Annotated in this window: 23 protein-coding genes; 18 read left to right on the plus strand and 5 right to left on the minus strand. The window is 67.8% G+C overall.

Features of this window, described 5'->3' with window-relative positions:
* Nucleotides 1–69: 69 nt before the first annotated feature.
* The 6 genes from fusA (at nt 70) to ACQI5H_RS02225 (ending at nt 7,403) form a co-directional block, all read left to right on the plus strand.
* Nucleotides 70–2,175: an elongation factor G gene (gene fusA, locus ACQI5H_RS02200; RefSeq protein WP_076126176.1), complete on the plus strand. Its 2,106-nt coding sequence runs from the start codon at nt 70–72 to the stop codon at nt 2,173–2,175.
* A 95-nt stretch (nt 2,176–2,270) separates the two neighbouring features.
* Nucleotides 2,271–3,461 (plus strand): elongation factor Tu, encoded by a 1,191-nt coding sequence (tuf, locus tag ACQI5H_RS02205; RefSeq protein ID WP_076061470.1) that lies wholly within the window; start codon nt 2,271–2,273, stop codon nt 3,459–3,461.
* Nucleotides 3,462–3,642: 181 nt separating this feature from the next.
* A complete protein-coding gene (locus ACQI5H_RS02210; protein ID WP_427077796.1) occupies nt 3,643–4,416 on the plus strand; it encodes a PE family protein in 774 nt (257 codons plus the stop codon).
* A gap of 89 nt (nt 4,417–4,505) precedes the next feature.
* Complete coding sequence (locus tag ACQI5H_RS02215; protein WP_427077797.1) at nt 4,506–5,324, plus strand: SHOCT domain-containing protein; 819 nt, start codon at nt 4,506–4,508, stop codon at nt 5,322–5,324.
* 47 nt (nt 5,325–5,371) lie between these two features.
* Nucleotides 5,372–6,199: a mycofactocin-coupled SDR family oxidoreductase gene (locus ACQI5H_RS02220; protein WP_427077798.1), complete on the plus strand. Its 828-nt coding sequence runs from the start codon at nt 5,372–5,374 to the stop codon at nt 6,197–6,199.
* A 25-nt stretch (nt 6,200–6,224) separates the two neighbouring features.
* Nucleotides 6,225–7,403: an NAD(P)/FAD-dependent oxidoreductase gene (locus tag ACQI5H_RS02225; RefSeq protein WP_427077799.1), complete on the plus strand. Its 1,179-nt coding sequence runs from the start codon at nt 6,225–6,227 to the stop codon at nt 7,401–7,403.
* Here ACQI5H_RS02225 and ACQI5H_RS02230 read toward each other — a convergent pair.
* The 4 genes from ACQI5H_RS02230 to mftR all read right to left on the minus strand — a co-directional run bounded on the left by ACQI5H_RS02230 (nt 7,400) and on the right by mftR (nt 10,890).
* Nucleotides 7,400–8,662: a VOC family protein gene (locus tag ACQI5H_RS02230; RefSeq protein WP_427077800.1), complete on the minus strand. Its 1,263-nt coding sequence runs from the start codon at nt 8,660–8,662 to the stop codon at nt 7,400–7,402. The genes ACQI5H_RS02225 and ACQI5H_RS02230 overlap by 4 nt on opposite strands.
* On the minus strand, nt 8,659–9,180 hold the full coding sequence (locus tag ACQI5H_RS02235; protein WP_427077801.1) for an RNA polymerase sigma factor: 522 nt from the start codon (nt 9,178–9,180) through the stop codon (nt 8,659–8,661). The genes ACQI5H_RS02230 and ACQI5H_RS02235 overlap by 4 nt, the downstream gene beginning before the upstream one ends.
* A gap of 67 nt (nt 9,181–9,247) precedes the next feature.
* Complete coding sequence (locus tag ACQI5H_RS02240) at nt 9,248–10,297, minus strand: DUF2332 domain-containing protein (RefSeq protein WP_427077802.1); 1,050 nt, start codon at nt 10,295–10,297, stop codon at nt 9,248–9,250.
* Nucleotides 10,294–10,890, minus strand: coding sequence for a mycofactocin system transcriptional regulator (gene mftR, locus ACQI5H_RS02245; protein WP_427077803.1), 597 nt, complete (start codon nt 10,888–10,890; stop codon nt 10,294–10,296). The genes ACQI5H_RS02240 and mftR overlap by 4 nt, the downstream gene beginning before the upstream one ends.
* Nucleotides 10,891–10,988: 98 nt before the next feature.
* Here mftR and mftA point away from each other — a divergent pair, with 98 nt between their 5' ends.
* From mftA to mftG, 7 genes are all read left to right on the plus strand, one after another.
* On the plus strand, nt 10,989–11,078 hold the full coding sequence (gene mftA / locus ACQI5H_RS02250; protein WP_076061738.1) for a mycofactocin precursor MftA: 90 nt from the start codon (nt 10,989–10,991) through the stop codon (nt 11,076–11,078).
* A 4-nt stretch (nt 11,079–11,082) separates the two neighbouring features.
* Nucleotides 11,083–11,355, plus strand: coding sequence for a mycofactocin biosynthesis chaperone MftB (mftB, locus tag ACQI5H_RS02255; protein WP_175611181.1), 273 nt, complete (start codon nt 11,083–11,085; stop codon nt 11,353–11,355).
* Nucleotides 11,352–12,545 carry a mycofactocin radical SAM maturase gene (gene mftC, locus ACQI5H_RS02260; RefSeq protein WP_427077804.1) on the plus strand — a complete coding sequence of 398 codons (1,194 nt, stop codon included), beginning with the start codon at nt 11,352–11,354 and terminating at the stop codon, nt 12,543–12,545. Before mftB ends, mftC begins: the two co-directional genes overlap by 4 nt.
* Nucleotide 12,546: 1 nt before the next feature.
* Entirely contained in the window at nt 12,547–13,743 is a 1,197-nt protein-coding gene (gene mftD, locus ACQI5H_RS02265; protein WP_427077805.1) for a pre-mycofactocin synthase MftD, read from the plus strand.
* Nucleotides 13,744–13,896: 153 nt separating this feature from the next.
* The gene (mftE, locus tag ACQI5H_RS02270) at nt 13,897–14,628 is read left to right on the plus strand and encodes a mycofactocin biosynthesis peptidyl-dipeptidase MftE (protein ID WP_427077806.1); all 732 of its coding nucleotides are present in this window, start codon (nt 13,897–13,899) and stop codon (nt 14,626–14,628) included.
* Nucleotides 14,625–16,037: a mycofactocin biosynthesis glycosyltransferase MftF gene (gene mftF / locus ACQI5H_RS02275; RefSeq protein ID WP_427077807.1), complete on the plus strand. Its 1,413-nt coding sequence runs from the start codon at nt 14,625–14,627 to the stop codon at nt 16,035–16,037. The genes mftE and mftF overlap by 4 nt, the downstream gene beginning before the upstream one ends.
* A 19-nt stretch (nt 16,038–16,056) precedes the next feature.
* Nucleotides 16,057–17,496, plus strand: coding sequence for a mycofactocin dehydrogenase MftG (mftG, locus tag ACQI5H_RS02280; protein WP_427077808.1), 1,440 nt, complete (start codon nt 16,057–16,059; stop codon nt 17,494–17,496).
* Here the strand turns inward: mftG and ACQI5H_RS02285 are convergent.
* Complete coding sequence (locus ACQI5H_RS02285; RefSeq protein WP_427077809.1) at nt 17,490–18,965, minus strand: MFS transporter; 1,476 nt, start codon at nt 18,963–18,965, stop codon at nt 17,490–17,492. The genes mftG and ACQI5H_RS02285 overlap by 7 nt on opposite strands.
* A 240-nt stretch (nt 18,966–19,205) precedes the next feature.
* Between ACQI5H_RS02285 and ACQI5H_RS02290 the strand changes: the two genes are divergently transcribed.
* The 5 genes from ACQI5H_RS02290 to rplW all read left to right on the plus strand — a co-directional run bounded on the left by ACQI5H_RS02290 (nt 19,206) and on the right by rplW (nt 22,149).
* Nucleotides 19,206–19,817, plus strand: a complete 612-nt coding sequence (locus tag ACQI5H_RS02290) for a TetR/AcrR family transcriptional regulator (protein ID WP_427077810.1) — start codon at nt 19,206–19,208, stop codon at nt 19,815–19,817.
* A 393-nt stretch (nt 19,818–20,210) separates the two neighbouring features.
* On the plus strand, nt 20,211–20,516 hold the full coding sequence (gene rpsJ, locus ACQI5H_RS02295) for a 30S ribosomal protein S10 (protein ID WP_003873519.1): 306 nt from the start codon (nt 20,211–20,213) through the stop codon (nt 20,514–20,516).
* A 14-nt stretch (nt 20,517–20,530) separates the two neighbouring features.
* Entirely contained in the window at nt 20,531–21,184 is a 654-nt protein-coding gene (rplC, locus tag ACQI5H_RS02300) for a 50S ribosomal protein L3 (protein WP_076244694.1), read from the plus strand.
* A complete protein-coding gene (gene rplD / locus ACQI5H_RS02305; protein ID WP_427077811.1) occupies nt 21,184–21,846 on the plus strand; it encodes a 50S ribosomal protein L4 in 663 nt (220 codons plus the stop codon). The genes rplC and rplD overlap by 1 nt, the downstream gene beginning before the upstream one ends.
* Complete coding sequence (gene rplW, locus ACQI5H_RS02310; RefSeq protein ID WP_076061501.1) at nt 21,847–22,149, plus strand: 50S ribosomal protein L23; 303 nt, start codon at nt 21,847–21,849, stop codon at nt 22,147–22,149.
* Nucleotides 22,150–22,164 lie beyond the last annotated feature (15 nt).

Here is a 22,164-nt window from a genome sequence, read left to right on the forward strand (position 1 = left end):
CAGTGCGGCCGGCCGGGCGCAAACCGACAGCGAATTAACTAAGCAACCGGAAAGAGTGGGAAGACTTCTGTGGCACAGAAGGACGTGCTGACCGACCTGAGCAAGGTCCGCAACTTCGGCATCATGGCGCACATCGATGCCGGCAAAACGACAACTACCGAGCGGATCCTGTACTACACCGGCATCAACTACAAGATCGGTGAGGTCCATGACGGCGCCGCCACCATGGACTGGATGGAGCAGGAGCAGGAACGCGGAATCACCATCACCTCCGCGGCCACGACGACGTTCTGGAAAGACAACCAGCTCAACATCATCGACACCCCGGGACACGTCGACTTCACCGTCGAGGTGGAACGCAACCTGCGCGTGCTCGACGGGGCCGTTGCCGTGTTCGACGGCAAGGAGGGTGTCGAGCCGCAGTCCGAGCAGGTCTGGCGGCAGGCCGACAAGTACGACGTCCCCCGCATCTGCTTCGTCAACAAGATGGACAAGATCGGTGCGGACTTCTACTTCTCGGTCCGCACCATGGAGGAGCGCCTCGGCGCCAACGCGGTGCCGATCCAGCTGCCGATCGGCTCGGAGGGCGACTTCGAGGGCATCGTCGACCTGGTCGAGATGAACGCCAAGGTGTGGCGCGGTGAAACGAAGCTCGGCGAGACCTACGACACCGTCGAGATCCCGGCCGACCTGGCCGAAACGGCCGAGGAATACCGGACCAAGCTACTCGAGGTCGTCGCGGAGACCGACGAGGAGCTGCTGGAGAAGTACGTCGGCGGCGAGGAGATCACCGTCGAGGAGATCAAGGCCGCGATTCGCAAGCTGACCATCGCCTCGGAGATCTATCCGGTGCTGTGCGGCAGCGCGTTCAAGAACAAGGGCGTGCAGCCCATGCTCGACGCCGTCGTGGACTACCTGCCGTCGCCGCTGGACGTGCCGCCGGCCGTCGGGCACGCGCCCGGCAAGGAGGACGAGGAGGTCGTGCGCAACGCGACGACCGACGAGCCGTTCTCCGCGCTGGCGTTCAAGATCGCCACGCACCCGTTCTTCGGCAAGCTGACCTACATCCGCGTGTACTCGGGCACCGTCGAGTCCGGCAGCCAGGTCATCAACGCCACCAAGGGCAAGAAGGAGCGGCTGGGCAAGCTGTTCCAGATGCACTCCAACAAGGAGAACCCGGTCGAGCGCGCTTCCGCGGGTCACATCTACGCGGTGATCGGCCTCAAGGACACCACCACCGGTGACACCCTGAGCGACCCGAACCAGCAGGTCGTGCTGGAGTCGATGACGTTCCCCGCCCCGGTGATCGAGGTGGCCATCGAGCCCAAGACCAAGAGCGACCAGGAGAAACTGTCCCTGTCGATCCAGAAGCTCGCCGAAGAGGACCCGACGTTCAAGGTGCACCTCGATTCCGAGACCGGCCAGACCGTGATCGGCGGCATGGGCGAGCTGCACCTGGACATCCTGGTGGACCGCATGCGCCGCGAATTCAAGGTCGAGGCCAACGTCGGCAAGCCGCAGGTGGCCTACAAGGAGACCATCAAGCGGGTCGTGCAGAACGTCGAGTTCACCCACAAGAAGCAGACGGGTGGCTCGGGCCAGTTCGCGAAGGTCATCATCAACCTCGAGCCGTTCACCGGCGAAGACGGTGCGACCTACGAGTTCCAGAACAAGGTCACCGGCGGCCGCATCCCGCGCGAGTACATCCCGTCGGTGGATGCCGGTGCGCAGGACGCCATGCAGTACGGCGTGCTGGCCGGCTACCCACTGGTGAACCTGAAGGTCACCCTGCTCGACGGCGCCTACCACGAGGTCGACTCCTCGGAGATGGCGTTCAAGATCGCGGGGTCGCAGGTACTGAAAAAGGCTGCGGCGCAAGCCCAGCCGGTGATCCTCGAGCCGATCATGGCGGTCGAAGTGACCACACCCGAGGACTACATGGGTGACGTGATCGGCGACCTGAACTCCCGCCGTGGCCAGATCCAGGCCATGGAGGAGCGGGCCGGTGCGCGCGTCGTTCGGGCACACGTGCCGCTGTCCGAGATGTTCGGCTACGTCGGGGACCTGAGGTCCAAGACGCAAGGCCGGGCCAACTACTCCATGGTGTTCGACAGCTACGCCGAAGTCCCGGCGCAGGTGTCGAAGGAGATCATTGCGAAGGCGACGGGCGAGTAGACAAAACGCTACGAGTAAGCTGACGCGGTCACCGCGGCACAACGGAAAACATCAACACTGCTTAACAAGCACCAAACAAGTCGGAGGACACAAAAGTGGCGAAGGCGAAGTTCCAGCGGACCAAGCCCCACGTCAACATCGGGACCATCGGTCACGTTGACCACGGCAAGACCACACTGACCGCGGCTATCACCAAGGTCCTGCATGACAAGTTTCCGGACCTGAACGAGTCGAAGGCGTTCGACCAGATCGACAACGCTCCCGAGGAGCGTCAGCGCGGTATCACGATCAACATCGCGCACGTCGAGTACCAGACCGACAAGCGCCACTACGCGCACGTCGACGCCCCTGGTCACGCCGACTACATCAAGAACATGATCACCGGCGCCGCCCAGATGGACGGCGCGATCCTGGTGGTCGCCGCGACCGACGGCCCGATGCCGCAGACCCGCGAGCACGTGCTGTTGGCCCGTCAGGTCGGCGTGCCGTACATCCTGGTGGCCCTGAACAAGGCCGACGCCGTGGATGACGAGGAGCTGCTCGAGCTCGTCGAGATGGAGGTCCGCGAACTGCTGGCCGCCCAGGAGTTCGACGAGGAGGCCCCGGTGATCCGGGTTTCGGCGCTCAAGGCGCTCGAGGGCGACGCCAAATGGGTCGAGTCCGTCGAGGAGCTGATGGCCGCGGTCGACGAGTCGATCCCGGACCCGGTCCGCGAGACGGACAAGCCGTTCCTGATGCCCGTCGAGGACGTCTTCACGATCACCGGCCGCGGCACCGTGGTTACCGGTCGTGTCGAGCGCGGCGTGATCAACGTGAACGAGGAAGTCGAGATCGTCGGCATCCGCCCGGAGACCACCAAGACCACGGTCACCGGCGTCGAGATGTTCCGCAAGCTGCTCGACCAGGGGCAGGCCGGCGACAACGTCGGGCTGCTGCTGCGTGGTATCAAGCGTGAGGACGTCGAGCGCGGCCAGGTCGTGACCAAGCCCGGCACCACCACGCCGCACACCGAGTTCGAGGGCCAGGTCTACATCCTGTCCAAGGACGAGGGCGGCCGGCACACGCCGTTCTTCAACAACTACCGTCCGCAGTTCTACTTCCGCACCACCGACGTGACCGGTGTGGTGACGCTGCCGGAGGGCACCGAGATGGTGATGCCCGGTGACAACACCAACATCACGGTGAAGCTGATCCAGCCCGTCGCCATGGACGAGGGCCTGCGGTTCGCGATCCGCGAGGGTGGCCGCACCGTCGGCGCCGGCCGGGTCGTCAAGATCATCAAGTAAGTCTCTTCCGCAAAGCCCGGATTGCCGCTCTCGGCAGTCCGGGCTTTTGCGTTCCGGCCAGGGACGAAGCTGGCCAAAAAGTCGCAAAAAGCCCGGGTACGGGCCTACGATTTGGTTTGTCCAGTCTGCGGTTGGCGGCCGGGTGCTTACCTGACCGCCGTGGCCTGGTCGGAGGGTGTAGATGTCGTACGTAAAGGCGACGCCCGCATACGTGGCGGCGGCGGCATCCGACTTGGCCAACATCGCCTCCACGATCGGTTCAGCAAACTCCGCGGCGGCGGGGCCCACGTCCAGCGTGCTGCCGCCCGGCGCCGACGAGGTCTCGGCGAGCATCGCCGCGTTGTTCGGCACGCACTCCCAGATCTACCAGCAGCTCAGCGCCCAGGCGGCGCTGTTCCATCAGCAGTTCGTGCAATTGATGGCTTCCAGTGGGGCCGAGTACGCCGCCACCGAGGCCGTGAACGCGGGGCCCCTGCAGGCCGCGGGGCAAACCGCACTGGGAACCGTGGGCTCGGCGGGTTCGATGGTGGCCGGGGTGCCGGCGGTGGCGACGGCCGGGCTGGCGGGCGGACCGGCGGCCGCGGCACCGGCGGCACACCTGGCGGCGGCGGTGTCGCCGGCGCCGGCGGGACCGGCCGCGCCCCCAGCGGCCGCCGCGCCGCTCGCGGCGGCTCCGGTGCGCCCCGGGCCGCTGGGACCGCCCGGCGCGCCGTCGGGGGCGGTGCAGCCGGAAACCCATCCCCCGACACAGGCGACGCTCGTGCACAGCACCCAGCCCGCCGCGGGCGCGGAAGCGGAAACGCCGGAAGGCTCTCCGGCGTCGGCGATGCCGGCACCCCTCGCGGCGTCGGCGGCGGCCACCGCCGCTGTTTCTCCGGCGAAGCGGTCGTTTTCTCCCGCGGCGGGGGCAGGGGGGTCGCTCACGGGGCAGCCGGCGCACCCGGCGCCGACGTGACACCCGGATGTGGTTTGCGCGTATGACGCTCGCCGGAGGACCGCGGGCGCTAATCTGACACGGATTCCCAGCAAGGCGAGGAGAGACACGTGTTTGCGCGCTACCTGAAGACCCAGTTAGTGGTGTTGCTGTGCGGCGGCCTGGTTGGGCCGATCTTTTTGGTCGTCTACTTCACGATGGGGCTGGGCAGCCTGCTGTCGTGGATGTTCTATGCCGGCCTGCTCATCACGGTGGCCGACGTGTTGATCGCGCTCTGGCTGACCAATTTCGGGGAGAAGTCGGCCGCCAAGGCGGCCGAACTCGAGCAGCACGGGGTGCTGGCGCTCGCTCAAATCACCGGGCTCACCGAAACGGGAACCCGGATCAATGAACAACCGCTGGTGAAGGTGGACCTGCACATCGCCGGGCCCGGATTCGTGCCGTTCGACAGTCAGGACCGGGTCATCGCCAGCGTGACCCGGCTGGGCAACCTCACCGCGCGCAAGCTTGTCGTCCTGGTCAACCCCACCACCCAGGAATACCGGATCGACTGGGAGCGAAGCGCTTTGGTCAACGGGTTGGTGCCCGCCCAGTTCACCGTGGCCGAAGACAACAGGACCTACGACCTGAGCGGGCAAGCCGGCCCGCTGATGGAGATTTTGCAGATCCTCAAGGCCAACAACGTCCCGATCAATCGGATGGTCGACATCCGGTCGAATCCGGCATTGCGGCAGCAGATCCAGGCCGTGGTGCGCCGGGCGGCCGAACAGCAGCCACAACCCGCGGGGGCGGGCGCGCCGGCCGCTCCGCCACCGCCGCAAGCGTCGATCGCCGACCGGCTCGCCGAGCTCGACAAGCTGCGGGCCAGCGGTGCGCTCAGCGACGAGGAGTACAACAACCGGCGGACTCAGATCATCTCCGAGATCTGAACCCCTCGAGTTAGAACACGTTCCAGTTTCGCTGCTAGCCTGTCTTCGTGGCTGCACAGGTTGGATCACTACAAGGACGGGTGGCATTCGTCACCGGCGCTGCCCGCGCCCAGGGGCGATCGCACGCGGTGCGACTCGCCCGCGAGGGCGCCGACATCATCGCGCTCGATATCTGCGCGCCGGCGTCGGACACCCTGACCTATACGCCGGCCACGCCCGAGGATCTCACCGAGACCGTCCGCCTGGTGGAAGCCGAGGGGCGCAAGGTGCTGGCCCGCGAGGTGGATATCCGCGACGACACCGCGCTGCGCGAATTGGTGGCCGACGGCGTCGAACAGTTCGGCCGCCTCGACGTTCTGGTCGCCAACGCCGGTGTGCTGGGCTGGGGCCGGGTCTGGGAACTCACCGATGAGCAGTGGGACACGGTCATCGGGATCAACCTGACCGGCACCTGGCGCACCCTGCGCGCCACCATCCCGGCGATGATCGAGGCCGGCAACGGGGGTTCCATCATCGTCGTCAGCTCGTCGGCGGGCATCAAGGCGACGCCCGGCAACGGCCATTACGCGGCCAGCAAGCACGGGCTGACCGCGCTGACCAACACCCTGGCGATCGAGCTCGGTGAATACGACATCCGGGTCAACTCCATCCACCCGTATTCGGTCGACACCCCGATGATCGAGCCGGAGGCGATGATGGAGATCTTCGCCAAGCACCCGCGTTTCGTGCACAGCTTCCCGCCAATGCCGTTGCAGTACAAGGGCTTCATGACGGCCGACGAGGTATCCGACGTCGTGGTGTGGCTCGCCGGCGACGGCTCGGGCACGCTGTCGGGCACCCAGATTCCCGTCGACAAGGGCGCCCTGAAGTACTAGCGGGCCAGCGTGGTAAGAACTCCACGTGACTGAAAAGGGCATCCTGATCGTCGGCGGCGGGCTCGCCGGTGCGCGGACGGCCGAGCAACTGCGTCGATCCGGCTACTCCGGTCGCATCACCATCGTCAGCGACGAGGTTCACCTGCCCTACGATCGCCCACCGCTGTCCAAGGAAGTACTGCGCAAAGAGGTCGACGACGTCGCCCTCAAACCGCGCGCGTGGTACGACGAGAACGACATCACGCTGCGGCTGGGCTCGGCCGCCACCGGTCTCGACACGACCGCGCAGACCCTGACCCTCGACGACGGCACAGAGCTGGGCTACGACGAGCTCGTCGTTGCGACCGGCCTGGTGCCGCGGCGCATTCCGGCGTTCCCCGACCTCGAGGGCATTCGGGTGCTGAGGTCGTTCGACGAGAGCATGGCCCTGCGCCAGCACGCGTCGCAGGCGCAGCGGGCCGTGGTCATCGGCGCCGGCTTCATCGGCTGCGAGGTCGCGGCGAGCCTGCGCAGCCTGGGCGTCGACGTCGTGCTGGTCGAGCCGCAGCCGACGCCGCTGGCATCCGTGCTCGGCGAGCAGATCGGTGAGCTGGTGGCGCGGCTGCACCGCGACGAAGGCGTCGACGTTCGTCTCGGCGTCAGCGTGGCGGAAGTGCGCGGCGATTCCCGCGTCGACACCGTGGTACTCACCGACGGCACCGAACTCGCGGCCGACCTGGTGGTGGTCGGCATCGGCTCACGGCCGGCGACCGAGTGGCTCGAGGGCAGCGGCGTCGACGTCGACAACGGAGTCATCTGCGACGAGGCCGGGCGCACCAGCGCGCCCAACGTGTGGGCGCTGGGCGACGTCGCCTCGTGGCGCGATGCAACGGGACACCAAGCGCGCGTGGAACATTGGAGCAACGTGGCCGACCAGGCCCGGGTGGTGGTGCCGGCTATGCTCGGCCAGGACGTGCCGTCGGCGGTGGTCGTCCCGTACTTCTGGAGCGACCAGTACGACATCAAGATTCAGTGTCTGGGCGAGCCGGAGGCCACCGACATCGTGCACGTGGTCGAGGACGACGGACGCAAGTTCCTGGCCTACTACGAGCGCGACGGGGTGGTCGTCGGCGTGGTGGGCGGCGGGATGCCCGGCAAGGTGATGAAGGTCCGCGCCAAGATCGCCGCCGCCACCCCCATCTCGGAAATTCTGAATCCGGCCTAGAACTCGCCCAGGTAGAAGCGCGCGCCCTGATCGTCGACGCATTCGGCGGAGATGCCGTACGGCTGACGGGCCGGCTCGGCCAGCACGGTGCCGCCCGCTTCCCGCACGCGTGCGACGGCCGCCTCGATGTCCGCCACCGTCCACATCGGCACGGTGGTCGAGCCCCGGCCACCGCCGGCGGCGCCGGCCATCGGATGCGTTCCCACCACCTGCCAGCCGTCCGCGACGCGGCCGGGTTCGAATGTCCAACCAAGCACCCGGCCGTAGAAATCGCGGAAGCCGGTCGAATCCGGCACCTCGTAGGTGACATACGACAGCTCGCCGGGTCCAGATCCGTTGAGTTGCGGGCGCTTTTGTCCCGGGGCCGGTTCGTACACCGCGAACGGCGCACCCTGCGGGTCGGTGGCGTCGAGCAGGATGCCGTAGCCGGTGTCACGGATTTCGCCCGGGGCGCCGCCCGCCCCGGCGATCGCCGTCCGAGCGGCCGCTATGTCGTCGACGGCGTAGCAGCAAAACAGGGTTGGCGGCCCGGCGCTGGCCGAAATCCCGGTCGGCAGTTCGGTATTCGTGACCTGATGTGCCGCGGAGTCGTATGCCCAGCCCAGCACATGACCGTAGAAGGCGGCCGCCCGCTCAGCGTCGGGGACCCATACCGAGACGTAACCGATGTCGCCGTGGCGGATGCCGGCAACCGTGGGGCCCGACAGCATCCAGCGGTGGCCGAACGGGTCGATGATGGTGGCGCTGCGGGAGCCGTAGTTCTCGTAGATCTCGCGTTGGACGGCGGCGCCGTGTTCGCGCGCCTTCTGCAGGGCCGCGTCGGTGTCGTCGACGCGCAGCATCAGGCTGACCGAAACCGAGCCGGGCGCAGGCGCTTTGAGCCCGAGCTCGGGATACTCGTCGGCGAGATACAGCACGCCGCCCGCGATCGCCAGTTCGGCGTGACCAATTCGCCCGTCGTCCATCACGATTGGTTCGCCAACCACCGCAGCGCCGAAAGCGTCCGTGTACCAGGCGATGGCCGCGCGCGCGTCCGCCACGCTCAGGTACGGCAACGCCGCCGGGCGTGGATCCCGCTGGGGCGCGGTCGGTTCGGTCAACTCGGAAATTGTGCTGGCGGTACCGCTCATGACAACTCCTTCCGGGAGGGATAGTGCGGATTCCAACCGGCGGCGCAGCCGGGCCGCGAACGCCGGATCGGGTTGGACCGGAAGGTCATCGGTGCGCAGCACGCTCAATGGATCGTTGAGTTGACTCATGACGTGCCTCCTTCCGGATATTGCTGTCTGAAAGCGCGCCGGGCGCGGACCAGGAGCGCCTCGGTGGCATGGACGGTGCGGCCGATCAGCTCGGCGCATTCGGGCACCGAGCAGTCGTCCATGTAGCGCAGCACGAGCACCGTGCGATGGGGCTCGGCGAGCCGGGCCAGCACCGCTTCAGCGATCATGCGATCCAGCTCGGCGTCCCAGTCGTCGGCCGTCGCATCACCGCCCGGTTCGGGTAGCTCGGCCACCGGCACGGTCGGCCGGGCCGCGCGGCGCCGATAGTGGTCGGCCAGCTTGTGCCGCGCCACGCCGAGCAACCACGGGACCGAGATCGCCGGCGCGTCGCGCTTGCGCGCGGCGTCCATCGCCGCGAGGAAGGTCTCCGACGTCAGGTCCTCGGCGGCATCGCCACAGCGACGGGCGAAGTAGCCGTACACCACCGGCAACGCCTCGTCGTACAGCGCCAGCAGCGCGCGTCGAGGATCCGATCGGAAGTCCGCTTCGGCGCTCACACCCTTATCGTCGTCGCGGCGGGCCAAACTCCGACGGGGTGTGCGCGAAAATCTTTGGCGGTTGCCTCTATTGCCAGTTCACCGGCGGGCCGTGCGGATGGCATTCGCCCAGAATCTCCAGCTCGCCACCCGGCCAGCGACGCGCCCGGACCAGGAACCTGATGGGCGTACCGGGCCCGTCGCGCGCGGGCTCCAGGGTGAGGTGGGCGAACGGCGCGGAGGCAGTGGCCTGGGCGCCGAGCGCGTCGACGCCGTCGCGAATCGCGGCGCGTTCGTCGGCGGCGAGATATTGCCAGGTGATCGAATGCCACAGCACGGTCAGCGCGCCGTCGGCCAGCGTCACGTCCGCGACCGCGTCGCCGGCCCGCCGGCGGTGCAGCCGCGCGGGTACCTCGCGCGCGACGGCGATGGCGCCGCGCAGCCGATCCAGCCGGGCGGCCTGGTCGGGCCAGACGTAGCTCAGCGCGGTCAGTTCCCCGTCGGCCCCGGTGACGTCGACGGGCGCGATGTCGTAGCCGTGGCGCTCCACGATCCGCACCGTGCCGTCGGGCGGCAACCGCCCGCGCCAGGCGTCGTCGATGGTCACCGGCGAGTAGGCCGGTCCCCACCGGCCGTCGGCGTACCGGTAGTGGTAGCGGTCGGCCCGCAGGTTCAGCCCGGCGCTCGATCCGATCTCGAAAAGCCTTACCGGCAAACCGAATCCGCGGTCCAGCCGCAGCAGGCCGCCGATCAGCGCGGCGGAGCGACCCACCTCGTTGGTTTGTGGCGGTTGGGCGAGCGCATCGCGCAGCACGTCGGCGTGGTCGTCCGCGACGCGGGTGATCGCGGGCCACGCAGGTCCGGCGTCCCAGGTGCCGCCGGTACTGGGATACCAGCGGCGCAACGCCGCAGCCCGGCCGTCGAGCACCAACCGGTGCAGGCCGCCCAGTAGCCGGAGCGGCACGGCTGCACGCGACGGATCGTCTTCGTGGCCGGAGAGGATGCTCGCGAAGACAGCGCCGGCTTCGACGTCGGCGGCCACCAGTTCGAACAGCTCGTCGTACATCGGGGATCCCGAAGCGCCGCAGAACCGCCCCTGCTCCCGCAGGTTGTGCACCAAGTGCGCGGTGCCGCTCATCGCCCCAACCGTCCCAGACCGGCGCCGACCACGTCGAAGGCGTTGCCGAGCGCGGTCGGCAACGTGACGGATTCGTCGCCCAGCCAGTGCTCGTAGGCCGACAACGCGACGGCGAGCATGGTCCAGGCGACCGTCTGGGGCAGCAGGTCGGCCGTCTTGACGCCCGAGCGACGGGCAACGAATTCGGCGATCACCTCGCGCCAGCCGGCGTACATCGTCATCGAATAGGCCTGCAGTTCCGGCGTTTGCAGGATGACCCGCATGCGCTGGCGATGCTGGACGGTCTCGGACTCGTCAAAGGTGTTGAATGCCAACAGCGCCGCGCGCAAAGCCCGGCCCAGCGGAACGCGCGGATCGGCATCGTCGAGCAGTTCCCGTAGATGCGCGAGGTGGGTGTCGAACTCGCCCCAGGGGATGGCGTTCTTGGACGCGTAGTAGCGAAACAGCGTGCGGCGGGAGATGCCGGCGGCCTGGGCGACGTCGTCGACGCTCACCTCGGCGAAACCCCGGGCGGTGAACAACTCGATGGCCACGTCGGACACGTGCTGCGGTGTCGTCGAGCGGCGCCGGCCCACCCGCGACTGCGGCAGCATCAGACCCGCCCTTCCATTTCGGCACTCGATGCCATATTCTGACGACGATTGTGACAAGATCGACCATCGTTGTCGAGACCTGACGAGAGGCAATGCATATGGACCGCGAGACCGACACGGACACCGAGCTCGTTACCGAGACTCTGGTCGAAGAGGTGTCCATCGACGGGATGTGCGGGGTCTACTGACCGCGTGCTTGACCCCGACCGCGGCTGGCGATTGCACCCTCAGGTGGCGGTTCGCCCGGAACCCTTTGGCGCACTGCTGTATCACTTCGGCACCCGCAAGCTGTCCTTTCTGAAGAACCGCACCATCCTCGAGGTGGTGCGGTCGCTGGCCGACCATCCGGACGTCCGGTCCGCCTGCCGCGCCGCCGGGGTGGACGACTCGGGACAGCAGCCGTATCTGCACGCGCTGGGTGTGCTCGCCGAATCCAACATGCTGGTGCCTCAGGAGGCTTCATGACGCTGGCCGTACCGCGACTCATCGAGCAGTTCGAGCATGGGCTGGACGCCCCCATCTGCCTGACCTGGGAGCTGACATACGCGTGCAACCTGGCCTGCGTGCACTGCCTGTCCTCCTCGGGCAAGCGGGACCCGCGTGAGTTGTCCACCCGTGACTGCATGGACATCATCGACGAGCTGGAACGCATGCAGGTGTTCTACGTCAACATCGGCGGTGGGGAACCCACTGTGCGGCCTGATTTTTGGGAGCTCGTCGACTACGCCACCGCGCACCACGTCGGCGTCAAGTTCTCCACCAACGGGGTCCGGATCACGCCGGAGGTCGCAGCGCGGTTGGCGGCCAGCGATTACGTCGACGTCCAGATTTCGCTCGACGGGGCCACGGCCGAGGTCAACGACGCCGTCCGCGGGCCGGGGTCCTTCGCCATGGCGGTGCGGGCGCTGGAGAACCTGGCCGCCGCGGGCTTCCGTGACGCCAAGATCTCCGTCGTGGTGACCCGGCACAACGTCGACCAGCTCGACGAATTCGCCGCGCTGGCAAGCCGTTACGGTGCCACCCTGCGGATCACCCGGCTGCGTCCGTCGGGGCGCGGCGCGGACGTCTGGGACGATCTGCACCCCACCGCCGCCCAGCAGGTGCAGCTCTACGACTGGCTGGTCGCCAAGGGGGAGAAGGTGCTCACCGGCGACTCGTTCTTCCATCTGTCGCCGCTTGGCTCCTCCGGTGCCCTGGCCGGCCTCAACATGTGCGGGGCCGGACGGGTGGTCTGCCTGATCGACCCGGTGGGCGACGTGTACGCCTGCCCGTTCGCCATTCACGACCGCTTCCTGGCCGGAAACGTGTTGTCCGACGGCGGTTTTGACAACGTCTGGAAGAACGCCCCACTGTTTCGCGAGTTGCGCGAACCGCAGTCCGCCGGTGCGTGTGGCAGCTGCGGGCACTACGACAGCTGCCGGGGCGGATGCATGGCGGCCAAGTTCTTCACCGGCCTGCCGCTGGACGGCCCGGATCCCGAATGCGTCCAGGGGCACAGTGCGGCGGCGCTGGACCGGACGCGCGAAACGCCCCGACCGCGGGCCGACCACTCGCGCGGGGTGCGCCAACCGGTGCCGTTGACACTGACCGTGCGACCTCCGGCACAAACGCCGGCAAATCCGCCGGCGCGCCTTTGCAACGAAAGCCCGCTATAAAATGGCCGACGAATGGTTTGAAACGGTCGCCATCGCCCAGCAACGCGCTAAGCGGCGGCTACCAAAATCCGTTTATTCCTCGCTGATTTCAGCGAGCGAAAAAGGAATTACGGTCTCCGACAATGTCGAAGCCTTCAGTGAGCTGGGCTTTGCACCGCACGTCATCGGTGCGCAGGAAAAGCGCGATTTGTCGACCACCGTTATGGGACAAGATATTTCGCTGCCAGTAATCATCTCGCCCACCGGCGTGCAGGCGGTCGACCCCGACGGCGAGGTTGCTGTCGCGCGTGCCGCGGCCGCGCGAGGAACGGCGATGGGGCTATCGTCGTTTGCTAGCAAACCCATCGAAGATGTCGTCGCAGCAAACCCCAAAGTCTTCTTCCAGGTGTACTGGCTCGGCGGGCGGGACGCGATCGCCGAGCGGGTGGAACGGGCGCGTCAGGCCGGCGCGGTCGGCCTGATCGTGACCACGGACTGGACGTTCTCGCATGGCCGGGACTGGGGCAGTCCCAAGATTCCCGAGGCGATGAACCTGCGGACCATCCTGCGGTTGTCGCCCGAGGCGATCCTGCGGCCGCGCTGGCTGTGGAAGTTCGGCAAGACGGGCAGGCCACCGGAGCTGCGGGTGCCGAACCAGGGCCGCCGCGGCGAGCCCGGCCCGCCGTTCTTCGCCGCCTACGGCGAGTGGATGTCGACGCCGCCGCCGACCTGGGAAGACATCGCCTGGCTGCGGGAACTGTGGGGCGGGCCGTTCATGCTCAAGGGCGTAATGCGCGTCGACGACGCGAAAAGAGCCGTGGATGCGGGTGTTTCGGCGATATCGGTGTCCAACCACGGCGGCAACAACCTCGACGGTACGCCGGCGTCGATCCGCGCCCTGCCCGCCGTGGTGGCGGCGGTCGGCGACCAGGTCGAGGTGTTGCTGGACGGTGGCATCCGGCGGGGGAGCGACGTCGTCAAGGCCGTGGCCCTGGGGGCGCGCGCGGTGATGATCGGCCGCGCCTATCTGTGGGGCCTCGCGGCGGCCGGCCAGACCGGCGTCGAAAACGTTCTCGACATTCTGCGCGCGGGCATCGACTGCGCACTGATGGGCCTCGGGCACTCCTCTGTGCACGCGTTGTGTCCGGACGACGTCGTGGTGCCCGCCGGTTTCACGCGGGCGCTGGGTGTTCCCTCCGCTGGTGACGCGCGGCCCTAATTCAGGTCAAACCGGGCAGCTTTCCCCACATAATCGACGCGAAAATCGTGGTACCGACGTGGCAACCGTGACGGACGAGCCGAAAATCGGACCGACCGATGAACGGCCGAGAAAAAAATTTCCTTTGAACGTACAACAATTGGTGCACGCCAGGTGAATTCGTCCTACCATCAGCCAGTGCCCGTACTCGGCGAATTAGGAACTGTGACGTCGAGCCAGCTATTAAGCACCTCGCCGCCGATAATGATCCCGCTGGGATCGACCGAACAACACGGTCCACACCTGCCGCTGGATACCGACACCAGGATCGCGACCGCGGTCGCCCGGGGGGCTGCCACGCGGCTCGGGCAAGAGTGGTTGGTGGCTCCGGCCATCGCCTATGGCGCCAGCGGTGAGCATCAAAGTTTCGCGGGAACGATCTCCATCGGCGCCGAGGCCCTGACGATGATGCTGGTGGAGTATGGCAGGTCAGCCGCGTGCTGGGCCCGGCGTCTGGTCTTTGTCAACGGCCACGGCGGCAATGTCGGCGCACTGAACAAGGCGGTGGCCACGCTGCGCGCAGAAGGCCGGGACGTCGGGTGGTCGCCGTGCGCCGCCGCGGGCAGTGATGCCCATGCCGGCCATACCGAAACGTCACTGTTGCTCCATATCTCGCCGACCGACGTGCTGACCGACCGGTGGCTCCCGGGCAACCGGGCGCCCCTGCCCGAGTTGCTCGAACCGATGCGCCGCGGCGGAGTCGCGGCGGTCAGCCGCGTGGGTGTCTTGGGGGACCCGACCACCGCGACCGCCGCCGAGGGGAAGCGCATCTTGGCGGAGATGGTCGACGGGTGTGCGCGTCGCGTCGTTCGGTGGGCGCCCGGGCCCGACGGGATGCTGGCATGAGCGGGCCCCGCCTGCCGGACGGGTTCGCTGTCCAGGTCGATCGCCGCGTGCGGGTGCTCGGTGATGGCTCGGCCCTGCTGGGTGGCTCGCCGACCCGCCTGCTGAAGCTGGCACCCGCCGCTCAGGACATGCTCGCCGATGGCCGGCTCAAGGTACGCGACGACGTCAGCGCCCAACTGGCGCGCACCCTGCTGGACGCCACGGTGGCCCATCCGCGACCCGCGGGTGGGCCGTCGCACCGCGACGTGACCGTGGTAATTCCGGTGCGCAACAACGTTTCTGGTGTCCGCCGCCTGGTGAGCTCGCTACGCGGGCTGCGCGTCATCGTGGTCGACGACGGCTCGTCGCCCGCCATTGAGCCTGAGGACTTCGTCGGCGCCCACTGCGACGTCGAGGTGCTGCGCCACGCGTACAGCAAGGGTCCGGCGGCGGCCCGCAACACCGGGCTGGCCGCCTGCGCCACCGACTTCGTCGCGTTCCTGGACTCCGACGTCTCGCCGCGCCGCGGCTGGCTGGAAGCCCTGCTCGGTCATTTCTGCGACCCCACCGTCGCCCTGGTCGCGCCGCGCATCGTCGGCCTGTCGCACAGCGAGAACCTGGTGGCGCGCTACGAGGCCGTGCACTCGTCGCTGGACCTCGGGGAGCGCGAAGCCCCGGTGTTACCCCACAGCACGGTGTCGTATGTGCCCAGCGCGGCGATCATCTGCCGCCGCTCGGCGATCGGCGATGTCGGGGGGTTCGACGAGTCCATGCAGTCCGGCGAGGACGTCGACCTCTGCTGGCGGCTTATCGAGGCGGGCGCTCGGCTGCGCTACGAGCCGATCGCGCTGGTCGCCCACGATCACCGCACCGAACTACGGGATTGGCTCGCGCGCAAGGCTTTTTACGGCGGCTCGGCTGCCCCGCTGTCGGTGCGTCACCCGGACAAGACGGCGCCGGTGGTGATATCCGGCTGGGCCCTGATGGCCTGGATACTCATGGCCCTCGGGACGAGCCTGTCTCGGATGGCGTCGCTCGTGGTCGCCATCCTGACGGGTCGCCGGATCGCCAAAGCCATGCGCACCGCCGAGACCTCGGTCGCCGATGTGCTGCTGATCGCCGCCCGCGGCTTGTGGTCGGCGGCGCTGCAGCTGGCGTCGGCTCTGTGCCGGCACTACTGGCCCCTGGCGCTGCTGGCGGCCATCGTGTCGCGGCACTGTAGACGGGTCGTGCTCGTCGCGGCCGTGATGGACGGCGTGGTGGACTGGCTCAACCGGCGGGACGCCAACGGCGACGACGACGAGCCGATCGGCCTGCTGACCTACCTGTTGCTCAAGCGGGTCGATGACCTGGCTTACGGCCTGGGCCTGTGGTGGGGTGTGGTGCGCGAGCGCAACGTGCGCGCGCTCAAACCGCAGATCCGGAGTTAGCCGTCGCCTTGACTTCGCCTTGAGTAAAGCCGTCCCGCACAGCGATGTGCTGATCGTCGGCGCGGGAAGTGCTGGATCGGTTGTCGCCGAACGTCTTTCCGCCGATCCCAGCCGCGCGGTGACCGTCCTGGAGGCCGGGCCCGCGCTCACCGATCCGCAGTTGCTGGCGCAGGTCAGCAATGGGTTGCAACTGCCGATCGGGGTCGGCAGCCCGCTGGCTTCGCGCTACCTGACCCGGCTCACCGACCGGCACGCTCTCCAGCTGCCGATCGTGCGCGGATCCACGGTCGGCGGCTCGGGGGCGATCAACGGCGGTTACTTCTGCCGCGGGTTGCCGCGCGACTTCGATCGGGCCGCGATGCCCGGCTGGGCGTGGTCGGATGTGCTGAGCCATTTCCGCGCGATCGAGACGGACCTGGATTTCGACGGTCCCGCTCATGGCGACAGCGGTCCCATCCTGGTGCGTCGAACGCGCGAAATGACCGGCACCACCGAACTTTTCATCGCCGCGGCCGAACGTGCGGGCTTTCCCTGGATCGCCGACCTCAACGATTGTGGGCCGGATCTGGTCTCGGGTGTGGGCGCGGTCCCGCTCAACATCGTCGACGGCGTACGCATCGGATCGGGTGTCGGATATCTGTTGCCCGCCCTTGGACGGTCGAACCTTACCTTGCTGGCGGCGACGCGGGCCGCGCGATTGCGTTTCTCCGGTGCCAGCGTGGTGGGGGTGGATGCGATCGGCCCGGATGGACCGGTCAGTCTGAGTGCCGATCGAATCGTGTTGTGTGCCGGTGCCATTCAGTCGGCCCACCTGCTGATGCTCTCCGGCGTCGGCGACGAGTCGATGCTGCGCGCCGCCGGCGTGCCGCTGGTAGCGCCCCTGCCGGTGGGAATGTTCTGCAGCGACCACCCCGAGTGGGTGCTGCCGACCAATTGGACCGTGGCGCCGGGCCGGCCCGTGGTGGAGGTCATCCTCAGTACGGCCGACGGTCTTGAGATCAGGCCGTACACGGGTGGCTTCGTCGCCATGACCGGCGACGGCACCGCGGGCCATCCCGATTGGCCGCACATCGGGGTGGCGCTCATGGCGCCCCGATCCCGCGGACGGATCACGCTCACCTCACCCGACCCCCGAGTCCCGCCGCGGATCGAGCACCGCTACGACAGCGAGCCCGATGACGTCGCCGCGCTGCGCCAGGGCAGCGAATTAGCCCGCGAATTAGCCGGTGCGGCAACCCATGTCGGGTCGCCCGTGTGGTCGACCTCCCAGCACCTGTGCGCCAGCGCACCGATGGGCGCCGAGGACGACCCGCGGGCCGTCGTGGATCACCGGTGCCGGGTGCGTGGCATGGAGAACCTGTGGGTGATCGACGGGTCGGTCCTGCCCACGGTCACCAGCCGCGGTCCGCATGCGACGATCGTGATGCTTGGGCACCGCGCGGCAGAGTTCGTTCAATGAATGAGCCGGCGCACCGGCCGCAGCTGCCGACCGTCGCGTCCGGGGGCCCAGAGCCCGATCAGGACCGCGGCGAGGGCGACGATCGCGGCCATCACGATCGTGGAAGCGTGCATCGCCGTCAGGAATGCGGCCTTGCTGACCTCGGCCAGCGCCGTCCCCTGCGGTCCGAGCCTGCCGGCCACTTCGACCGCCTTGGCCAGCGAGTCGGTGGCAGGGCCGCGGACCGGCGCCGGAAAGCTCTCCAGTTTCGGCGCGAGCACATGGGAATACCGTCCGGCCAGGATCGAGCCCGCCACGGCGATTCCCAGCGCCCCGCCCATCTCCCGCGACGTGTCGTTCACCGCGGAGGCGACGCCCTGCTTCTCGTCGGGAACTGCCCCCATGATCGCCGAGGTCGTCGGCGCGGTGCACATTCCGATGCCGGTGGCCAATATCAATGTCGGCCAGGCGAATTCGGCGTACGTCGAATGCAGGGTCAAAAAAGACATGCACGCGAAGCCAACCGCCATCAACAGCGTGCCGATGAATAACACAAGACGCAGGCCCAATTTCGGCACATACCAGAAAGACAACGCGGAGAAAATTGCCAACGGAACCATGAACGGACCGAAGGCCAATGACGTCGTCAGCGCCGAGTAGCCCATGATCTGCTGGACGTACTGCATGCCGATGAAGAAGAACCCGAACGTTGCGCCGAACAGAATGACGATCGCCGCCACGCCGGTGGCGAAATTGGGATCGGCGAACAGCCGAACGTCCAGCAGCGGGTGGCGCCTGCGCAGTTCGACCGCCCCGAACACCGCCGCGGCGGCGACGCCCACGGCTATGCCGCCCCACACCAGCGGATCGCTCCACCCGCGCTCGGGTGCGTCCAGGATGGCAAACACGGCGATCGCCACCGCCGCACCGATGAGAACCGCACCGAGCCAATCGACTCGGGGAGCGTGGGTTTCGCGCGACGAGGACACCGTGCAGCCGAGGGCGAAGATCACCAGCCCGGCGGCGCCCAGCGACCAGAAGATGTCGTGCCAATCCCAAAACCGAAGCAGCAGGCCGGAACCGAGCATGCCGAGGACTCCGCCGGAACCGGCCGTGCCGGCCCAGATGCCGACGGCCTTCATCCGGTCTTCCTTCGGGTAGGCGACGGTCAGCAGCGACAGCGTCGCGGGCATCACAAAGGCGGCGCCGATGCCGGCCACCGCCCGCCCCGCGATGATCTGCAGCGGATTGTGCAACATCGCCGGCGCGGCCGAGCCGAGTGCGAACACCACCAAGCCGGCAAGCAGCGCACCCCGCCGCCCATAGCGGTCGCCGATCGCCCCGGCCGGCAGGAGCAGGCAGGCCAGCGCCAGCGTGTATCCGTCCACGATCCAGGTCAGTTGCGTCTGCGTCGCCGAGGTGGCCACCGCGAGGTCTCCCAGCGCGGTGTTCAGCGCCGTCATCGAGCCGACGACCAGCGCGACACCCATGCAGGCGACGGTCAGCGTCCAGGCGCGCGCTCGGGGACTACCGCCGATGCTCGCTGCATCAGTACGCTGGTCAGGCCGGATAAGGGTTTCGACCATAAAAAAGCGCCTCCCCTCGGGGGCGTAGAGGTTTTGAGACTAATGGTCTTGTAGGTAGACCGATAGTCTTGTTCTCAAACACGGAGGTGGCTCACAATTACCGAGGCGACTACCGATCCCCGTCCCGCGCGGTCCCGGGCTCGCTTGCTCGAAGCCGCGGCGGCGCTGTTGCGCTCGGGGGGTCCCAGCGCGGTGACCGTCGATGCGGTCACCCGAAGCGCCAACGTAGCGAGGGCCACCCTGTATCGCCACTTTCCCAGCGGAAACGATTTGCTGGCGGCGGCGTTCAACACCCTCATACCGCCGTCACCGGCGCCGCCGGACGAGGGCTCGCTGCGGGATCGGCTGATCGCGATCGTGTTGGCCCAAGCCGAAGCGGTGGCCCAGGCGCCGGCCGTCATGACCGCCATGGCCTGGTTGGCCCTGGGGCGCGACCTCGAAGAGATCCCGGGGCCCCAGCATGACCGCGGCGCCGACAGCTCCTCGATCACCACGTTGCGCGAACGCATCGCAGCGCAGTACGCGGCGCCGTTCGACGCCGTATTCGACAGCCCGGAGGCCGCCGCGGAGCTCGGGGAGGTCGACCGATCGCGCGCCATCGCGCTGCTGATCGGCCCGCTGGTGCTGGGGCGGCTGTCCACCCTGCCGGACTTCGATTACCGCGAGTGCGCGCGCGCCGCCGTCGACGGCTTCTTGCACGTTCAGCGGGCACAGAACACAAGCGCCGCGGCGAGTGCCGAATCGACGGGCGCCTGACCCCGGTTCGGCCGCGGCAAACGGGGGCCTGACCACCGGATTCACCGCCGGGCGGGACCATGCCGGTGAGGTTTGCCCGAGATTTGGCCAGAGCCACGATCGTCAGGCATACTGTTCGGGTTGCCTTGCGCCGGGTTCACGCCTGGCCGGGCATACGACCAGCGCCCAACCGGGCGCGTCCGGTCCCATCCTTGGAACGCGACCAATTTGGCCGCGAACGAGGCTGCGTAAGGGTGACACACCCGACCGCGGGGGCCGGTGGACCACGACAGGTAAACAGCGGCGCAGTATCCGGCGCGACGCTCGATCGGCCCCGAACGGCCGGGTCGATTCAGCGCGCCGGGGGCACCAGGTCCGGACCCGGACCTTAAGTGGAGTGAGGGTAGGAGAAGCGTGGCGGGACAGAAGATCCGCATCAGGCTCAAGGCCTACGACCATGAGGCTATCGACGCATCGGCGCGAAAGATCGTCGAGACCGTCGTCCGTACGGGTGCCAGCGTCGTAGGGCCGGTGCCGCTGCCGACCGAGAAGAACGTGTATTGCGTCATCCGCTCTCCGCATAAGTACAAGGACTCGCGAGAGCACTTCGAAATGCGGACCCACAAGCGGTTGATCGACATCCTCGATCCCACGCCGAAGACCGTTGACGCGCTCATGCGCATCGATCTTCCGGCCAGTGTCGACGTCAACATCCAGTAGGAGATCCAGAACTCATGGCAAGAAAAGGCATTCTGGGTACCAAGCTGGGCATGACGCAGGTGTTCGACGAGAACAACCGGGTCGTTCCGGTGACCGTGGTCAAGGCGGGCCCGAACGTGGTGACCCGCATCCGCACGCCGGAGCGCGACGGCTACAGCGCCGTGCAGCTCGCGTACGGGGAGATCAGTCCGCGCAAGGTCAACAAGCCGGTGACGGGCCAGTACAGCGCGGCGGGCGTCAACCCGCGCCGCTTCTTGGCCGAGCTGCGCCTGGACAACCCGGACGCGGCGGCCGAATACGAGGTCGGCCAGGAGTTGACGGCCGAGATCTTCGCCGACGGTGCCTATGTCGACGTGACGGGCACGTCGAAGGGCAAGGGCTTCGCCGGCACCATGAAGCGGCATGGCTTCCGCGGTCAGGGCGCCAGCCACGGTGCCCAGGCGGTGCACCGGCGGCCGGGTTCCATCGGCGGCTGCGCCACTCCGGCGCGCGTCTTCAAGGGCACCCGGATGGCCGGCCGGATGGGCAACGACCGGGTGACCGTGCAGAACCTGTTGGTGCACAAGGTCGATCCGGAGAACGGCGTGCTGCTGATCAAGGGTGCGATCCCCGGCCGCACCGGCGGACTCGTGATGGTCCGCAGCGCGATCAAACGAGGTGAGAAGTGATGGCAGCCAACACCCTGAAGATCGACGTCAAGACACCGGACGGCAAGGTCGAGGGCTCCGTCGAGCTGCCCGCCGAATTGTTCGATGCCCCAGCCAATATCGCGCTGATGCACCAGGTGGTCACCGCGCAGCGGGCGGCCGCCCGGCAGGGCACGCACTCGACCAAGACGCGCGGCGACGTCCGCGGCGGCGGCCGCAAGCCGTACCGGCAGAAGGGAACCGGACGGGCCCGGCAGGGTTCGACGCGGGCCCCGCAGTTCACCGGCGGTGGTGTCGTGCACGGCCCGAAGCCGCGCGACTACAGCCAGCGCACGCCCAAGAAGATGATCGCCGCCGCATTGCGCGGGGCGTTGTCCGACCGGGCACGCAACGGGCGCATCCACGCGGTCACCGAGCTGGTGTCGGGTCAGACCCCGTCCACCAAGAACGCCAAGGCATTTCTGGGCACCCTGACCGACCGCAAGCAGGTGCTGGTCGTCATCGGCCGCAGCGACGAGGCCGGCGCGAAAAGCGTGCGCAACCTGCCCGGCGTGCACATCCTGGCGCCCGACCAGCTCAACACCTACGACGTGCTGCGCTCCGACGACGTGGTTTTCAGCGTTGAGGCGCTGCGTGCCTACATCGACGCCGGCACGAGTTCTACCGAGGAGGTAACGGCGTAGATGGCGACCATCACTGACCCCCGCGACATCATCCTGGCTCCGGTCATCTCCGAGAAGTCCTACAGCCTGCTCGATGACAACGTGTACACCTTTGTGGTGCACCCGGATTCGAACAAGACGCAGATCAAGATCGCCGTCGAGAAGATCTTTTCGGTCAAGGTCGCCTCGGTGAACACGGCGAACAGGCAGGGCAAGCGGAAGCGCACCAGGACCGGTTACGGAAAGCGCAAGAACACCAAGCGCGCCATCGTCACGCTGGCGCCGGGCAGCAAGCCAATCGACCTGTTCGGAGCACCGGCCTAGCCGCGCGCGAGAGAA

The sequence above is a fragment of the Mycobacterium heidelbergense genome, assembly GCF_050205645.1.
GTDB lineage: Bacteria > Actinomycetota > Actinomycetes > Mycobacteriales > Mycobacteriaceae > Mycobacterium > Mycobacterium heidelbergense_A.

Bases quoted from the DNA above. Each gene is read 5' to 3' on its own strand.
- mftA (WP_076061738.1), top strand. From the start codon at position 10,989: ATGGACCGCGAGACCGACACGGACACCGAGCTCGTTACCGAGACTCTG.
- ACQI5H_RS02240 (WP_427077802.1), bottom strand. From the start codon at position 10,297: ATGAGCGGCACCGCGCACTTGGTGCACAACCTGCGGGAGCAGGGGCGG.
- rplW (WP_076061501.1), top strand. From the start codon at position 21,847: ATGGCGACCATCACTGACCCCCGCGACATCATCCTGGCTCCGGTCATC.
- rplD (WP_427077811.1), top strand. From the start codon at position 21,184: ATGGCAGCCAACACCCTGAAGATCGACGTCAAGACACCGGACGGCAAG.
- mftF (WP_427077807.1), top strand. From the start codon at position 14,625: ATGAGCGGGCCCCGCCTGCCGGACGGGTTCGCTGTCCAGGTCGATCGC.
- mftD (WP_427077805.1), top strand. From the start codon at position 12,547: ATGGCCGACGAATGGTTTGAAACGGTCGCCATCGCCCAGCAACGCGCT.
- rplC (WP_076244694.1), top strand. From the start codon at position 20,531: ATGGCAAGAAAAGGCATTCTGGGTACCAAGCTGGGCATGACGCAGGTG.
- ACQI5H_RS02285 (WP_427077809.1), bottom strand. From the start codon at position 18,965: ATGGGTGTCGCGCTGGTCGTCGGCTCGATGACGGCGCTGAACACCGCG.
- ACQI5H_RS02230 (WP_427077800.1), bottom strand. From the start codon at position 8,662: ATGAGTCAACTCAACGATCCATTGAGCGTGCTGCGCACCGATGACCTT.
- ACQI5H_RS02210 (WP_427077796.1), top strand. From the start codon at position 3,643: ATGTCGTACGTAAAGGCGACGCCCGCATACGTGGCGGCGGCGGCATCC.
- mftR (WP_427077803.1), bottom strand. From the start codon at position 10,890: ATGCTGCCGCAGTCGCGGGTGGGCCGGCGCCGCTCGACGACACCGCAG.
- mftC (WP_427077804.1), top strand. From the start codon at position 11,352: ATGACGCTGGCCGTACCGCGACTCATCGAGCAGTTCGAGCATGGGCTG.